This window comes from Halorubrum sp. CBA1229 (assembly GCF_003721435.2).
Classification (GTDB): Archaea; Halobacteriota; Halobacteria; order Halobacteriales; family Haloferacaceae; genus Halorubrum.
Window position 1 is genome coordinate 1,859,316 of the sequence record NZ_CP054585.1, and the last position, 14,972, is coordinate 1,874,287.

General features: G+C 68.6%; 16 protein-coding genes. 10 read left to right on the forward strand and 6 right to left on the reverse strand.

All coding sequences use genetic code 11. The annotated features are described in order from the left end of the window. Positions 1-99 precede the first annotated feature (99 nt). Positions 100-549, forward strand: a complete 450-nt coding sequence (locus Hrr1229_RS09225) for a UPF0179 family protein (RefSeq protein ID WP_123113175.1) — start codon at positions 100-102, stop codon at positions 547-549. 25 nt (positions 550-574) lie between these two features. Here Hrr1229_RS09225 and Hrr1229_RS09230 read toward each other — a convergent pair whose 3' ends face one another. After that, positions 575-1,300 (reverse strand): nucleoside phosphorylase, encoded by a 726-nt coding sequence (locus tag Hrr1229_RS09230; RefSeq protein WP_123113174.1) that lies wholly within the window; start codon positions 1,298-1,300, stop codon positions 575-577. Between the two features lie 189 nt (positions 1,301-1,489). On the opposite strand from Hrr1229_RS09230, the gene Hrr1229_RS09235 reads away from it, so the two are divergent. From Hrr1229_RS09235 to Hrr1229_RS09260, 6 genes are all read left to right on the forward strand, one after another. Continuing rightward, positions 1,490-1,684 carry a hypothetical protein gene (locus Hrr1229_RS09235; protein ID WP_123113173.1) on the forward strand — a complete coding sequence of 65 codons (195 nt, stop codon included), beginning with the start codon at positions 1,490-1,492 and terminating at the stop codon, positions 1,682-1,684. A gap of 81 nt (positions 1,685-1,765) precedes the next feature. Continuing rightward, positions 1,766-2,998: a hypothetical protein gene (locus Hrr1229_RS09240; RefSeq protein ID WP_123113172.1), complete on the forward strand. Its 1,233-nt coding sequence runs from the start codon at positions 1,766-1,768 to the stop codon at positions 2,996-2,998. 67 nt (positions 2,999-3,065) lie between these two features. Continuing rightward, the gene (gene hmgB / locus Hrr1229_RS09245) at positions 3,066-4,409 is read left to right on the forward strand and encodes a hydroxymethylglutaryl-CoA synthase (RefSeq protein WP_123113171.1); all 1,344 of its coding nucleotides are present in this window, start codon (positions 3,066-3,068) and stop codon (positions 4,407-4,409) included. Between the two features lie 123 nt (positions 4,410-4,532). After that, positions 4,533-4,988 carry a 30S ribosomal protein S19e gene (locus Hrr1229_RS09250; RefSeq protein WP_123113170.1) on the forward strand — a complete coding sequence of 152 codons (456 nt, stop codon included), beginning with the start codon at positions 4,533-4,535 and terminating at the stop codon, positions 4,986-4,988. Positions 4,989-5,391: 403 nt separating this feature from the next. Next, on the forward strand, positions 5,392-5,751 hold the full coding sequence (locus Hrr1229_RS09255; RefSeq protein WP_123113169.1) for a metalloregulator ArsR/SmtB family transcription factor: 360 nt from the start codon (positions 5,392-5,394) through the stop codon (positions 5,749-5,751). Then, positions 5,744-6,580 (forward strand): arsenite methyltransferase, encoded by an 837-nt coding sequence (locus tag Hrr1229_RS09260; RefSeq protein WP_123113168.1) that lies wholly within the window; start codon positions 5,744-5,746, stop codon positions 6,578-6,580. Before Hrr1229_RS09255 ends, Hrr1229_RS09260 begins: the two co-directional genes overlap by 8 nt. Before the next feature lie 172 nt (positions 6,581-6,752). Here Hrr1229_RS09260 and ppc read toward each other — a convergent pair whose 3' ends face one another. Continuing rightward, entirely contained in the window at positions 6,753-9,455 is a 2,703-nt protein-coding gene (gene ppc / locus Hrr1229_RS09265) for a phosphoenolpyruvate carboxylase (protein WP_123113167.1), read from the reverse strand. A gap of 222 nt (positions 9,456-9,677) precedes the next feature. Here ppc and Hrr1229_RS09270 point away from each other — a divergent pair, with 222 nt between their 5' ends. Further along, positions 9,678-10,520: a ubiquinol-cytochrome c reductase iron-sulfur subunit gene (locus Hrr1229_RS09270; RefSeq protein ID WP_123113166.1), complete on the forward strand. Its 843-nt coding sequence runs from the start codon at positions 9,678-9,680 to the stop codon at positions 10,518-10,520. Between the two features lie 100 nt (positions 10,521-10,620). Continuing rightward, positions 10,621-10,995 (forward strand): hypothetical protein, encoded by a 375-nt coding sequence (locus tag Hrr1229_RS09275; protein ID WP_123113165.1) that lies wholly within the window; start codon positions 10,621-10,623, stop codon positions 10,993-10,995. Positions 10,996-11,056: 61 nt separating this feature from the next. Here the strand turns inward: Hrr1229_RS09275 and Hrr1229_RS09280 are convergent, their stop codons facing one another. The 4 genes from Hrr1229_RS09280 to Hrr1229_RS09295 all read right to left on the reverse strand — a co-directional run bounded on the left by Hrr1229_RS09280 (position 11,057) and on the right by Hrr1229_RS09295 (position 14,414). Then, complete coding sequence (locus Hrr1229_RS09280) at positions 11,057-11,521, reverse strand: hypothetical protein (protein ID WP_123113164.1); 465 nt, start codon at positions 11,519-11,521, stop codon at positions 11,057-11,059. After that, positions 11,518-12,540: a PGF-CTERM sorting domain-containing protein gene (locus tag Hrr1229_RS18370; RefSeq protein ID WP_123113163.1), complete on the reverse strand. Its 1,023-nt coding sequence runs from the start codon at positions 12,538-12,540 to the stop codon at positions 11,518-11,520. Before Hrr1229_RS18370 ends, Hrr1229_RS09280 begins: the two co-directional genes overlap by 4 nt. A 96-nt stretch (positions 12,541-12,636) precedes the next feature. Further along, a complete protein-coding gene (locus Hrr1229_RS09290) occupies positions 12,637-13,167 on the reverse strand; it encodes a DUF5817 domain-containing protein (protein ID WP_123114873.1) in 531 nt (176 codons plus the stop codon). A gap of 449 nt (positions 13,168-13,616) precedes the next feature. Continuing rightward, entirely contained in the window at positions 13,617-14,414 is a 798-nt protein-coding gene (locus Hrr1229_RS09295; protein WP_123113162.1) for an inositol monophosphatase, read from the reverse strand. Positions 14,415-14,576: 162 nt separating this feature from the next. Here Hrr1229_RS09295 and Hrr1229_RS09300 point away from each other — a divergent pair, with 162 nt between their 5' ends. Then, the gene (locus tag Hrr1229_RS09300) at positions 14,577-14,834 is read left to right on the forward strand and encodes a hypothetical protein (protein WP_123113161.1); all 258 of its coding nucleotides are present in this window, start codon (positions 14,577-14,579) and stop codon (positions 14,832-14,834) included. Positions 14,835-14,972 lie beyond the last annotated feature (138 nt).

Consider the following 14,972-nt stretch of genomic DNA (forward strand, 5'->3'; position numbering starts at 1 on the left):
GCTTGCGCTCCCGGCGGTCGGCACTCCGGACCGCCCGGGTCTCTCCTGCGTCCCCCGCGAGGCGGGAGGCTTACGGCGGCGCGGAGCGTCGTGTCGCCCATGACCACGGTCACGCTCATCGGTACGCGGCTCGCGGACACGGGGCGCGAGTTCGTCTACGAGGGGGAGTCGCCCGACTGCGAGGGGTGCCCCTACCGGAGCCAGTGTCTCAACCTCTCAGAGGGGACCCGGTACCGCGTGACGGGGATCCGCGAGAACGCGCAGGTTCTCGACTGCGCCGTCCACGACGCCGGCGTCCGGGCGGTCGAAGTCGAGCCCGCGCCGGTCCCAGCGAACGTCCCGTCGAAGCAGGCGTACGCCGGCAGCCGCGTCTCGCTCGCGGGGCCGTGCCCGCACACCGAGTGCCCGAGCCACGGCTACTGCGTCCCCGACGGCGCCGACTTCGACGACGAGCGCGTGATCGACCAGGTGCTCGGCGAGCCGCCGCACGACACCTGCGCGCTCGACCGGGACCTGACGCTAGTGGAGTTCCGAGCGGAAGACGAGTAGAGAGAACCCCGCCGCGCGACGCCGCCTACAGCTCTGTGACCGCGTTCAGCGTGATCCGGATCGCGCGTTCGACGTTGTCCTTGGCCTTCTCCGGGAGCTCGTCGTCCGAGTCCGCGCCCTTCTGGGTGCCCGCGACGAGGTTCCCGTCGACGGTACAGATCGCGCCGGCCCGGAGCCCCTTGCGGCGCGCCAGCGCGAAGACGGTCGCGGCCTCCATCTCGATCGCGAGCAGGTTCGCGTCGTTCCAGTCGGCGACGTACGACTCGTCCTCGTTGTAGAACGCGTCGTCGGAGACGATCGGGCCGACGTGGATCTCCTCGTCGTTGGCCTCGGCGGCGCCGACCAGCTCGCGCAGCGCGTCGTAGTCGGGGACCGCGGGGTACTCGACCGACTCGTAGCGCTTGCTCGTCCCCTCCTCCTTGGCGGCGCCCGTCGCGACCACCATGTCGCCGACCTCCATGTCGGCCTGGAGGGCGCCGCAGGTGCCGCACCGGAGGAACGTCTCGACGCCGACCCGCGAGAGCTCCTCGACGGCGATCGCGGCCGACGGGCAGCCGATCCCGGTCGAGCAGATCGTGAGGTCGGTCCCCTCGTAGCTCGCGTTGACGACCTTGTACTCGCGGTTCTGCGCGACGAGCTCGCTGTCGTCGCACAGATCCGCGATCCGGTCGACGCGGCCCGGGTCGCCGGGGATGACCGCGATCTCGTGGACGTCGCCCTCCTCGACCAGCAGGTGCGGCTGTTTCGCCATACGCGCGGAGACAGCCGCCGCGCGCAAAAACGGACCGGTCGGGAGACGGGGGTGAGCGCCGCGAAGATAATTTGATATCGCGGTATACAATTTATTAGCGGTGCGGACGCTCAATTCACTCCGATACTACGACCGGCCCGACCCTCGGTCGATCGGCCGGTTTATCGCCCGGCCGGGGCAGATCCGGGTATGACCGATTCGAACCCCGACTCGTTCGCTCCGACAATCGGCTCCGTCGTGATCGCCTTCGTGCTCGTCACGCTGGTCACGGGGTACCTGCTCGGGGCAAACTGGACGCAAGCGGTGCTGGTCGGCGGGTTCGCGAGCGTCGTGGCCGCCACGTCGGCGTGGCTGACGGCGCGACGGGAAGCGGGCGGCGAGTGAGGTGCGGGGTCGCGGAGACGGTTATCGCGATTGAGACGGCGGGCGGAGGCTTTTATACGTGTCCGGGTCCGATATCTCCTAATGCGATTCAGCCACGACCGTCGGGGCCAGTCGGTCGTGATCGGGACCGTGATTCTGTTCGGGTTCCTGATCCTCGCGCTTTCGCTGTATCAGGTGCAGGTGGTCCCGCAGCAGAACGCGCAGACGGAGTTCGAGCACTTCGAGGAGGTCCGAAACGACCTCGTCGAGCTCAGAGCGGGGATTCTGCAAGCTGGGAGTGTCGACCAACCGCAGTATCAGACGGTTCGGCTGGGCACCACCTATTCGACCCGCATATTCGCGATTAATCCGCCAGACCCGGCTGGGACCATACGGACGACGGATTCGTACAATATCACGATTGAGGGTTCCGGTGAGTCTGTGAACGTCTCTACCCGATTCATCCAGTATCGACCAGGCTACAACGAAATCGACCAGTCGCCGACGTGGTACGACGCCTCCGTGCTTTACGTCGACGCTCGCGACGAGGGCGGCGGAATCGCGGTGATCGAGGATCAAGAGCTCGTCACCAGTGACGGGGAAGTCCGGGTCGTAGCCCTCCAGAACGAGTTCCGCCGGAGCGGGGCCGGTCGGGTAACGCTAGAGCTCCGGCCGGCCGACAACGTCACTGAGACGCTTCCTGAGGGCGACCTGACCGTCACCGTTCCGACGCGGCTGAGCGAGGACGACTGGAAAAACGAGACCGATCTCCCGACAGATAGCGATATCTACAGAGGTGTTACGGACGATGCGAACGGCGACGGCGTCTACAACCTGACGCTCAATACGACTGCCGAGAACCTGACTTTGGATACAGTCGGTGTGGGGGAAGCGCCAGAAGAAGCGGCACAAAACGATAATGCGGCTATTGGAGGTAGTGACAGGGGTAGCGGAGGCCCTGCAACTGTTAATGTGATTTCGTATATGGGTCTTAAAAATAATGAGCAGATCAACACAAACTTCGATATTGAAAATTCTGACGGCTCATCGAACGCAATCCAAGTCACTATTAGAGATGATCCCGGCGGGAAAGTAGGTGGTGACTGGAGTCAAAAAACCGTCGTCATCGACGGAAACACGTTTGAATTGACCACAGAAGCAGCAAATGATATCGGACTCGCGCAGGGAGAGCGCGATCTGTTCGATGCGGCAAGTTATGAAAGTGCAACTCAATCGGAACTGAACAATCTTCGTGATAGCATTACAACAGAATCCTCGATTGTGAACATACAGCAATCCGGTAAGAGTCTCGATATTCGAATCAGATCACGCTAAATCGGTTCCACAATCGACGTAACCCACCATCGACAAAGCCATATGCCCACCTCATGAACAACCGCTCATGACCGAAGTCGGCATCGACGCCGTCGAGATCTGGACCGGGAAGCTCAAGCTCGACTTACCGGGCACGTTCGCGCCGGAGAAGGGCGACGACCCGGAGAAGTACACGAAGGGGCTCGGGCTCAACAACTCCTCGTTCCCGGACGTCTACGAGGACATCGTCACGATGGGCGCGAACGCCGCGAAGGGGCTGATGGACCGGAAGGGGCTGGAGCCGGCGGACATCGGCCGGATCGACGTCGCCACCGAGTCGGCGTTCGACCACTCGAAGCCGGTGTCGACGTACATCGCGGGCTGTCTCGAACAGGTATACGACGGCGACTTCACCCACGCCAACAAGGGCGAGCGCAAGTTCGCCTGCCTGGCCGGCACGCAGGCCATCGACGACGCGTACAACTGGATCCGCGCCGGGCGGAACCGCGACCGGCCGGCGATCGTCATCACGACCGACACCGCGCTGTACGCCCGCGGCGACCCCGGTGAGGCGACGCAGGGCGCCGGCGCCGTCGCGATGCTGATCGACGAGGACCCCTCCATCGTCGCCCTCTCGACCGATCAGGGGTACGGCTCGAAGGACGAGACGGACTTCCTGAAACCGAACCAGCAGTTCCCGAGCGTCGACGGGAAACGCTCCGTGCAGGTGTACCTCTCCCGGATGCGGGAGGCGCTGGAGGACTACGAGTCCGTCACCGACGACATCGAACTCGACGACTTCGCGTACGCCCCGTTCCACACGCCGTTCCCGGGAATGGTCCGGAAGGCGGCCCTCTTGGCGTACCGGCACGTCATCCGCGACACGGAGCACGAGGACGAGCTCGCAGACGAGATCGGCCGCCAGCCGCGCGAGGCCGACTTCGCCGACCGCGAGGCGTACGAGGCGGCCATTCGCGACTACATGGACGAGCTGAAGACCACCGACCAGTACCAGACGTGGTACGACACCGTCGTGGAGCCGACGCTGGGGCTCTCCCGGGAGGTCGGCAACTGGTACACGAGTTCGGTCCACATCGCCCGCGTCAGCGCGCTGCGCGACGCTCTGACGCGCGACCGGTCGTTCGCTGGCGAGACGCTGCTCGTCGCCTCGTACGGCTCCGGCGCACAGGCGGAGATCCACGCGGAGACGATCCGCGAGGGATGGCGCGCCGAAATCGAGGGGCTCGACATCGACGACCAGCTCGCCGAGCGATACGACCTCACGTGGGAGGAGTACGAGGACGTCCACGACGTCCACGAGTACGACATGGACGTGGAACGCGAGATCGAGGAGTTCACCCAGCCCGACGGGGAGTTCGTCTTCACCGGCTGGGGTCGGATGAACGAGCGGAAGTACGAGTACGTCGAGTAGCGCTTCCGCCCGCGTTCGCCTCGCCCGAGGTCCCGGTAGAAGCCCGCAACCCCGTGAAAACGGCTAACACGGGGCTCTCCCGATACGATGGTTTTAAACGACGCTAGGGTGAATCGATACTCAATGGTAACCATCTACGACGTGCCGGCGGACGCCCTCATCGAGGAGGTCGCCGCACGACTCGAGGACCGGATCGACGAGCCTGACTGGGTCGAGTTCGCCAAGAGCGGCTCCGGCAAGGAGCTCCCGCCGGAACAGGAGGACTTCTGGTACGTGCGCTCCGCGAGCCTCCTCCGCAAGGTCGCCCAGAACGAGCCGATCGGCATCGAGCGGCTCGCCACCGAGTACGGCTCGAAGAAGCGCGGCTCGAACCGCTACATCGTCCGTCCCGGCCGCCACTCCTCGGGCTCCCGCAAGCTCATCCGCGCGTCGCTGCAGGCGCTCGAGGAGGACGGTCTTGTGACGACCGCCGCCGGCGAGGGCCGCCGCCTCTCCGACGAGGGCGAGGCGTTCCTCTCCGAGGTCGCCGCCGAGGTCTTCGAGGACCTCGACCGCCCGGAACTCGAACGCTACGCGTAGACCGCCGATTCGCTTTTTCTGAACCGTTCGCCCGCTCCAGCCGCGGCTCTCGGTCGCGTCTCCGGCGATTCCGACGCCGATGGCCCCTCCTCCGGTGGATCCGTCTGAGCGACGCGCTCGCCGTTCTCTCGCGAATATATCTTATACCGCTATATAGAATTCCTACTCAGTAGTCGAGACCGGCGCCTCAACGCGTCCGTCCGCGGCTCACACGCCCTCGAACGTGGGCGTTGCTCGAAAAGCGCCCTCGGAAAGCGTCTCTGCGCACACTCCTCTCGCGAGCGTACCTACGGGGTCAAATGGCGGTGATAGCGGATTTAGCGACGGTTTCGGCCCGTTCCGATGTCGTGCGCGGTTCCTCAGCGGCACATATTAGTAGACGCTTGTATAAGCTATAGTTGATATGAGTGATGGAACGGTCACCGACGAAACCGCGGACGGGACCGTCGCCTGCTGTGCACCGCCCGGAGACGTCGACTCGGACGCCATGGCGACGGACCTCCGACTACTGACCGCGATGGCGAACGACACGCGATACGAGCTGCTTCGCCGCGTCGCGACCGCCGACGACGGCGTCTGCGTCTGCGACCTCGAAGCCGCGGTCGGGGTCAGCCAGAGCGCCGTCAGCCAAGCGCTTTCCCGCCTGTACACCGCGGGACTGGTCACGCGCCGTAAAGAGGGGTCCTGGCGGTACTACGAACCGACCGAGGCGACTGCGGTTCTCCTCGAAACGCTCGACGACCTGCGAGGTAGCCGTGAGTAACGAGCCGGCGGCCGACGAGCGCGACCCCGAAGAGACTCGGAAGATGGTGCGCGAACGCTACGGAGCCATCGCCGCGGGGGGGACGGACTGCTGCGGCGACGTCGGTGTCGACGTCGACGACGGCGGGTGCTGTGACGGCAGCGAAGGCGCGACCGGGAGCGAGCGCCTCGGGTACGAGACGGACGACATCGCGTCGGTCGCCGACGGTGCGGACCTCGGTCTCGGGTGCGGGAATCCGAAGGCGTTCGCCGAGATGGCGCCCGGCGAGACGGTGCTCGACCTCGGCTCAGGCGCGGGCTTCGACTGCTTTCTCGCCGCGCGGGAGGTCTCCCCGGGCGGCCGGGTCATCGGCGTCGACATGACCCCGGAGATGGTCTCGAAAGCGAGGGAGAACGTCGCGAAGAACGACGTCGACAACGTCGAGTTCCGGCTCGGCGAGATCAGTCACCTCCCCGTCGCCGACGCGACCGTCGACGTCGTCATCTCGAACTGCGTCGTCAACCTCGCCCCCGAAAAACAGCCCGTGTTCGACGACGCCTATCGCGTCCTCAAACCCGGCGGGCGCGTCGCCGTCTCGGACGTCGTCCGAACCGCGCCGTTCCCCGACGACGTCGAGACGGACCCGGACTCGCTCACCGGCTGCGTCGCCGGCGCGTCGACCGTTTCGGATCTCGAAGCGATGCTCGACAGCGCCGGCTTCGAGGCGATCGAGATCGCGCCCAAAGACGAGAGCACGGAGTTCATCAGCGATTGGGACGCCGACCGCAACCTCGGTGACTATCTCGTCTCGGCCACTATCGAGGCCCGGAAGCCGCCGCGAGCCCCCTGACTACCGATCGGTACCGGCGGCCGTCGCCCGGAGTGCAGACGACCGCCCGCACTCCGAGCGGCGACGCCGCCAGTCGGCCCGCGGAATCGCCGAAACGGCCGACGGAGTCGTTCGGTCGCGAACGGACCCACGTCGTATAAAAGGAGTACCGACGGAACCGCCGTGCGCCCCGCTATCCGGTGTTCTTCATCCCGGCGGCGATGCCGTTGACGGTGAGCCGGAGGGTGCGCTCCTCCTCCTCGGTGCGGTGCGTACGCCCGAGCAGGTTCGCCTGCAGCAGGTTCAGCGGGTCGACGTACGGGTTCCGACGGTCGAGGCTCTCCTCGAGCCACTCGCGCCGGAGGAGCCCGTCGCGGCCGCTAATCGAGAGGACGAGCTCGCGTCCGCGCTCGTACTCGCCGATCAGTTCCGGGAAGAAGCGCTCGCGGAGCTCGTCGTCGGCGAGGTCGGCGTACTCGGCGGCGATCTCCGGCTCCGTCCGAGCGAGCGCGAGCCCGGCGTTGTCGAGCGTGGTGCGGAAGAACGGCCACTCCTCGTACATCTCGCGGAGGGTCTCGAGTCCCGTCTCCTCGCCGACCTCGTCGAGGTAGGCGTCGATGCCGGAGGCGAGCGAGTACCAGCCGGGGAGGATGAGCCGCGTCTGGGTCCACGAGAACACCCACGGGATCGCGCGCAGGTCCTCGACGGTGCGCTCGCCGGAGCGGGAAGCGGGCCGCGAGCCGAGATTGAGGTCCTCGACGACGGAGATGGGCGTCGCCTGCCCGAAGTAGTCGACGAACCCGTCCGTGTTCAGCAGGTCGCGGTACGTCTCGCGGGCCGCGGGCGCCATCGTCTCCATCGCGTCGACCCACGCCTCGGGGACGTCCTCGGTGGGCTCCTCGTTGGCCTCGTGGCGGGCGCGGATCTGCGCGTCGAGCATCTGCTCGAGCTCGCGCTCGGCGATCCGCGGGTTGGCGTACTTCTCGGCGATCGCCTCGCCCTGCTCGGTGAACTTCACCTGCCCGGTGACGGTCTCGTTCGGCAGCGCGAGCAGCGCCTCGTTCATCGGGCCGCCGCCGCGCGAGATGGAGCCGCCGCGGCCGTGGAACAGCCGGAGCGTGACGTCCTCCTCGCGGCAGAACCGCGCGATCCGGCGCTGGTTCTCGTAGAGGTCCCAGTTCGCGGCGAGGAAGCCGTTCTCCTTGTTGGAGTCGGAGTAGCCGAGCATCACCTCCTGCACGTCGTCGCGGACCTCCAGCGCGGTCGCGTACGCCTCGTTGTCGAACAGCGCCCCGAGGATGCGCTCGGCGCCGTTGAGCGCGGACTCGGTCTCGAGCAGGGGGACGACGTCGAGCCCGCAGTGGTCCGGCAGCGAGACGGCGCCGACCTGGTCGGCCAGGAAGAGCACCTCGAGCACGTGGCTCGGCTCCTCGGTCATCGAGATGCAGTAGGTGTCGATCGCCTGCTGGCCGTACTCCTCCTGCCAGCCGGCGAGCTCGCTGAACCGCTCGAGCACGCGCTCGGTCGTCTCGGAGACGTCGCCGGGCTCGTCGGGGTCGATGACGGGGTCGTCCTGCAGGATGGCCTCGGTGAGGAACTCCTCGCGGGCCGCCTCGTCCATCTCGCGGTAGTCGACCCCCTCGCTCGCGACCGCCTCGGCGACGGCCTCGGTGTGGTTCTCGCGGTGGTCGCGGAGGTCGAGCGAGGCCAGCGTGAAGCCGAACGTGTCCACCTGCCGGCGGAGCGGCTCGACGAACGACTCGCGGACCGCGTCCTGCCCGTCGGCCCGGAGCGACTCGGCGATCACGTTGAGGTCGGCGAGGAAGGCGTCGCCGTCGGGGTACTCGCCGGGTCGGACGTCGTCGACGCGGTCGAGCCGCTCGCGCATCAGCCGGAGCTTCTGGCGGTACGGCTCGTCGGGGTAGCGCTCGCGGGCCTCCTCGACGACGGTCGGGAACCGCTCGGCGTCGTCGGCGAGCGACTCGGTGAGTCGGTCGTCGATCGCGTACCGCTCGCCGTCCTGGCTCAACACGGCGGAGAGCCGCTTGCACTGGTCGCGGTACTTCTCGATGGCGACCGCTCGCTGGCGCTCGAGCGTCTCGTCGGTGACCTCGGGCGTGACGAAGGGGTTGCCGTCGCGGTCCGAGCCGGCCCACGAGCGGAACTCGAACAGCTTCGGGCAGTCGACGTCGTCGTACTCGCTCGAGATGGTCTCCTCGAACTCCTCGTAGGCGTCGCCGACGACGTCGAAGAGGGTGTTCTCCAGGTACCAGCCGACGTTGCGCGCCTCGTCTTCCGGCTCCGGGCGTCGCTGGCGCACCTGTCGGGTGCCCCAGAGGCTCGTCACCTCGGCGGTGACGTCGCGCCAGATCGCGTTCCGCTCGCGGTCGGTGAGGTTGCGCTCGTCGAGGTCCTCGAGGTGGTTGGCGATCGACCGCAGCTTCGCCTTCACCGTCGCCCGGCGGGCCTCGGTCGGGTGGGCCGTGAACGTCGGCTCGATGAGCACGTCCTCTAACAGCTCGCGCAGCTCGTCGGGCTCGACGCCCTGCTCCGCGAACTCCGCGATCGTGGCCTCGAAGGAGTCGTGCAGTGCGCCCTCGTCGTCGGCGTTCCGGATGGCGCGCACGCGCTCGCGCTCCTCGGCGAGGTTGATCAGCTCGAAGTAGGTGGTGAACGCGCGGGCGACGATCTCCTCGCGGTTCGACGAGAGCTCGCCGACCGACTCGTGGAGCCCGGCTCGGCTCTCCGCGTCCCCTCGCCGGTATCGGATCGCCGTGTTCCGCAGCGCTTCCACCGTCTCGTACGCTTCCGTGGAGGCCTGTGCGGCGAGGACGTCCCCCACGAGCGCGCCGAGCTCCCGGACGTCCGTCCGCACGTCTCGATTGTGCAACTCCATACCACAGTGACACCCGTCGCCGCGGGTTAAATGCGATGTCTGAACGAATGTTTGCCTCGGTATCGAGTGAATATCCCGATCGATCGTGCGTCGATCGGAGGCTCGGTCACCGCTCTCCGTCACGGGGGAGCCGAATCGGTCGGCTTCGTCCGATTCCGGTCGGCCGACCCCTCGGGTGGCGGGTTCGTCACCCTTTTTACCGATCCATCCCGAACCACGCGTATGAGTAAGTCCGACAAGTATCCGGCCGAGTCCGGTCGGCGGCGCTTCGTCAAGGGCGTCGTCGGGGGCGCGGCCCTCGCGGGCGTCGGGGCGATGGGTTCGGCGACCGTGAACACGCTGACGACCGCCGGTGGGGTCGGCGGCGGGGCGACGGTCGCCACGACGATCAGGCAGACCGGCGGTCCGGCGCCGCGCGGGCTCCCGCAGATTCCCCTGCAGGTGACCGACGACGGGTTCATCGAGGGGATCTGGCCCGAGACGCAGACCGAAACCCAGGAGGGACAGGAAGTCCAAGTGGCGAAAGAGCAGCTGGGCGGGAAAACCTACACCGGCGCGTGGTTCCAGTACTGCGGCGTCGAGTCCCAAGAGAACATCGCGCCGGAGTTCGAGTCGGACAACCTGTTCCGCGCCGCCCCCGGGAAGTACGACTGGCAGGACGAGACGTACGACGCGGGCGAGCGGATCCACGTCGACGACTTCGCCAACTACGACACGTGGGGCAACGGGATCGGCGACGACGGCGTCGGGAAGCCGGCGTCCGTCACGTGGCGGTCCGAGGACGCCGAGACCAACCTGAACGCCATCGTCATCCGGTCGCCGCGGATCGAGGAGGCCGTCGCGAACTCGGACAACGAGTGGCTCGAGGCCTCCACCGATCAGGGGTTCATCGCGTACCTCAACGTCTGTACGCACTTCTGCTGTATTCCCGACTACAAGGTGTTAGAGGAGTCCGCCCGGTACGACGCCGAGAACGGGACCTACTGCGTCTGCCACCAGTCGACGTACGACCCGTTCACGCTCGAAGAGGCGCTGTTCATCGCCCGCCCGCGGCCGAGCGAGTAACGCCGGCCGCCCCGCGGTTCCGTCCGTCGCGACGCTGTGAGTTCCCGATTTTCCCCGCGCGAACGCCGCGCTTTTGCGTCGGCTCCGCGTACGGTTGTTCATGAGCGACGACGACGCGACGGCCGCTGACGGGTCTCCTTCCAACGACGGCGAGTCCGCCGCCGGCGAGACCCCCGACGAGGGGGAGTTCGCCGCCAAGCTCGCCCGCGCCCGAGACCTCCTCGACAGCGACGATATCGAGGCGCTACAGGTCGGTATTATCCGCGACGGTGAGGTCGACACGACGTTCGCACAGCGGGCGGAAGACGAGCCCGAGGGCGAGGGGCTCCGCGCGATCGCGCTGCTCGCGGCGCACGTCCGACTGGTTTCGAACGTGGCCGGCGTCGAGCCCTCCACGGTCGCCGGCGACGCGGCGACACTCGCCGGGCAGGTGGAGCGGATTCCCGCCAGCTCGGACGACCTGCCGGAGGAGTGAGGCGTCGCGGCGGCGCGCGTTCGACCTGCCGTCCCGGCACGTATTCCACCTGCCGCCCCGACTACTCGTTCGCGCGGATGCGGGTGAGCTGGTGGGCCACGCCGGCGAGCGCGACGAGGAGTATCGCGAGGTTGAACGTCGCCAGCGCGATCGGCTGGTAGGCCGGGTCGAGCCACGTCCGGATCGCGGCGCCGGTCTGACTGTAGAACCCCCACCCGGCGATCAGCGCGAGCAGGACCAGCGCGGCGAGGCCGACCCGATCGAGGATGCCGCGGAGGCGGTCGGTGGAGAGCCGGTCGATCCCGCTGTCCGCCGATCGGTCGCGATCGCCGCCGGTCGGTTCGGCGGCCGATTCGGCGGCCGCGGTCGGTTCGCCCGTCTCGGTCGTGTCTGCGTCGGTGTCGGTCATGGGTTGGGTCGCGGGTCGGTCGGGTTCGGTCGCGGGTCGGTCGGGTTGGGTCGCGGGTCGGTCGGGTTCGGAGTCGGTCGTCCGTCCGTTCGCCTCCGGCCGGTCGTCGCCCGTCATGGTCGCCTCCGGGCGTACAGCGCCGCGGCGAGGAGCGCGGCGAGCGCGACGACCGGCCCGAACCCGGGCGTGCCGTCGGCGGTGCTGCCGTCGCCGGGGGGCCGCTCGCCGTCGGCCGCGTCGTCGCCTGAGCCGCCCGCGCCGTCGCCGCCCGCGAAGTCCTCGACGGAGAACTCCACCTCCTCGACGCTCTCGTCGGCCGAGATCGTCTCCCGCGGGTTCAGGTTGGCGACGCCCTGCGTCTCGTCGATGAGGACGTCGTCGCTCCACAGCGCCGCGTCGACGTAGTAGTTGTACTCGGCGGGCACCTCGACGGTCGTCGTCACCGTGTCCGTCCGCCCGGGGCGGACCGACCCGACGGTCTCGCGGGCCTCGTCGGCGATCACGTTGGACTCGGCCTGCCGCATCAGCAGTCGGAGGTCGAGGGGCTCGGACGCCGTGTCACCGCGGTTGGTCACGGAGACGGAGACCGACAGCGTCGCGGTCCGGTTGTCCGCTTCGCTCACGCTGACCGCGACGGTCGGCCAGACGTTCCCGTCCGTGAATCCCACCCGCGAGTCGGCGTAGTCGGGCGTGAGCGCGGCCACGCCGCCGACGCGGGTCGTCCGGCTCTCTCGGCGCTCGCCGTCGACGAAGACGACGGTCTCGATCCGGTAGCCGCCCGAGCGCTCCACGTCGACGGCGCCGTCGATCGTCCGCTCGCCGCCGCCGTCGACGGTGCCGACGTCGACCGTCGTCTCGTCGACGAGCAGGCCCGAGTCGGCGCCGATCGCGCGGTGGCGCACGGTGACGTTCTCGACGGCCGAGCCGCGGTGTCGGAGGTCGAGGCCGAGCCGGAGCTCCGCGGTCTCGCCGCGCACCTCGCCCGGCGAGACGACCATGCCGGCGACGTCGACGCGGCCGGGGCGTTCGGGCTCCTCGCGGGGGTCGTCGAGCGCGTCCGGCGCGGCGACGACCCCGACCGCGCTCACGACGAGCACCGCGGCCGCGGCCGCCAGGAGGGCAGTTCGCGTGTCCATACGTCGCACGTCAAACCGACAATATAAGTGCTTTGTCGGATTTCGATGCGATCCGGGGACGGGACGCAGTCGGCCGCAGCCGAGTCGAGGGCCGGCTCAGAGCACCCTGTACCGCCCCCGCGACTCGGAGAGCTCGCCCCGCCGCGTGAGCTTCGTCAGGATCTCGCGGGCCGCGTCGGCCGGGACGCCGTGCTCGCTCGCGCGGGCGACGACGTTCCGCTCGGTCGGCTCGTCGGCGGCGTCGACCGCGTCGCGGACGATCTCGGTCCGGGTGCGCGAGGCCGACCCGCCGCCCTCCGCGCGGGCGCCGGCCTCGTCGACGGCGTCGGCGTCGACCCCGCCGGCCTCGAGGTACTCGCGGTCGTCGATCCCGGCGTCCTCGACGGCGCGTTCGAGCTCCGAGACGTGGTCCACCTCGGCGAACGCGGCGCTCTCGTCCCGCTTCTTCGCGAGCAGCGCCGCGCGGGCCTCCCGGGCCGCCTCGCGGTCCTCCGACTCGAAGAACCGCTTGAGCTTCGCCGTCCGATGCGTCTTCCCGCAGCGCGGGCAGGTCGCGCTGTCGCTGGTCCGGGGGTCCGAGAGGAGCCACATGGCCGCGCACTCGTTGCAGCCGACGACCGCGTACATGTGGCGGGGTTCGGTGGGATCGGATTTGAACCCTCGGCTATACGTCGCTTCCGAGGCGGTGAACACTTCCAAAGCCCCAGCCGCTCGGGTGTACGTCGTTGCTGACGGATCGACGGCGAACACTCCCAAAGCCCCAGCCGCTCGGGTGTACGTCGTTGCTGACGGATCGACGGCGAACACTCCCAAAGCCCCAGCCGCGAGGACGGCGCACGCTCGCTGCGCTCCTCAGTCGCTCGTTTCACTCGCTCCCTGCGGTGCTTACGTCGCCTGCGCCGTCCTCGCGACTGCCCCTTTGAGTCCCACCCGACCGCACCGCCCCGCACCTCACTCCTCCCCAGCCTCGTCGGACCGGCGCGGTCGCGCCGGTCCGACTCCCTCGCGCGCGCTGCTCGGCCGCGAATGCGGCCTCGCAGGCACGCGCCACCGCATTCATTTATAACCAATCTCGCTCAGTCCAACTCCTCGATCTCGCGCGCGGCGGCGAGCACCTCGTCGTGAAGGGCGCCGTTCGAGGCGACGAGCCCGGTCGAGTCGTGTCGCCAGCGGTTCCCCTCCAGGTCGGTGACGCGCCCGCCGGCCTGTCGGATCATGAACACGCCGCCGACGGAGTCCCACGGGTTCGCCCGGAGGTTCGAGATCGTGCCCTCCAGCCCGCCGGCCGCGACGGTCGGGAGCGTGACCTGCGCGGCGCCGAATCGGCGCATGTCGGCGAACCGCCGGACGATCGCCTCGCAGGCGGCGGCGTACTCGTCGCGGGCGTCGAGATCCCACCACAGCGTCGGGTCGACGGCGGCCCGGTGCGGGTCGGCGACGTCGTTGACCGCGATCCGGTCGCCGTTCCGGTACGCGCCGTCGGCGTCGGCGGTGTACACGTCGCAGAGCGCGGGACAGACGGTGGCGGCCGCGACCGGCTCGCCGTCGACGACGGCCGCGACCGCGGTGCCCCACACGCGGATGTCCCGGACGTAGTTATGCGTGCCGTCGATGGGGTCGATCACCCACGCCGCGCCGTCCTCGGGGACGGTCTTGCGCTCGTCTTCCTCCTCCCCGACGATCACGTCGTCCGGGAACCGCTCCCGAATCGACTCGATCACGGTGCGCTGGGCGGCCCGGTCGGCCGCCGTCACCACGTCGATCTCCCCCTTGGTCTCGACGGCGATGTCGCTTCGGAAGCGGTCGTGCGCCACGCGGCCGCCCGCTCGCGCCGCGCGCTCCGCGACGGCCGCGCGCTCGTCTACGTCGGTCATGGACGTTCTGCGGCGCGCCGACGCGTATATACGTCGATCGCCGACCCCCTTTCCGCGACCCCGCAGCCGGCTCCGCCCCCGCAGTCGGGCCCTCGCTGCGGAAGTATTAACTCAATTCCGAATCCGAGTATACTTAAGTGCGGAGAGGTCCAGCGTTCGCGTATGGAACCCCAGGAAGCGGTCCGACAGCTCGAGTACGCCATCGACGCCTCCCTCGACCAGACCGGACAGCGCGCGGCCGCCGGCTACCGACCGACGTTCGAGCGCGTCGCCGAGCGCGCCGACGGCGCGGCCGTGTACGACCTCGCCTGCGACCTCGCCGACGAGGTCGGCGGCGGCGACTGCCCCACCCCCGCCGAGGCGAACGCGACCGCCGACCGCGTGCTCGACGACTGGGCGTACACCGACGGCGGCGAGTAGTCGACCCGTCGGTCCCCCTCCCGGCTCCCCGCCCGAGGCGTCTGCCCCCTCTCCTCGACTCGACCGCTCCGCGAGCCGTCGCTCCGCGAGCCGTCGTCCCGTGTGCCGCCCGCCTCGCTCTGTCCGACTCGCATCGCC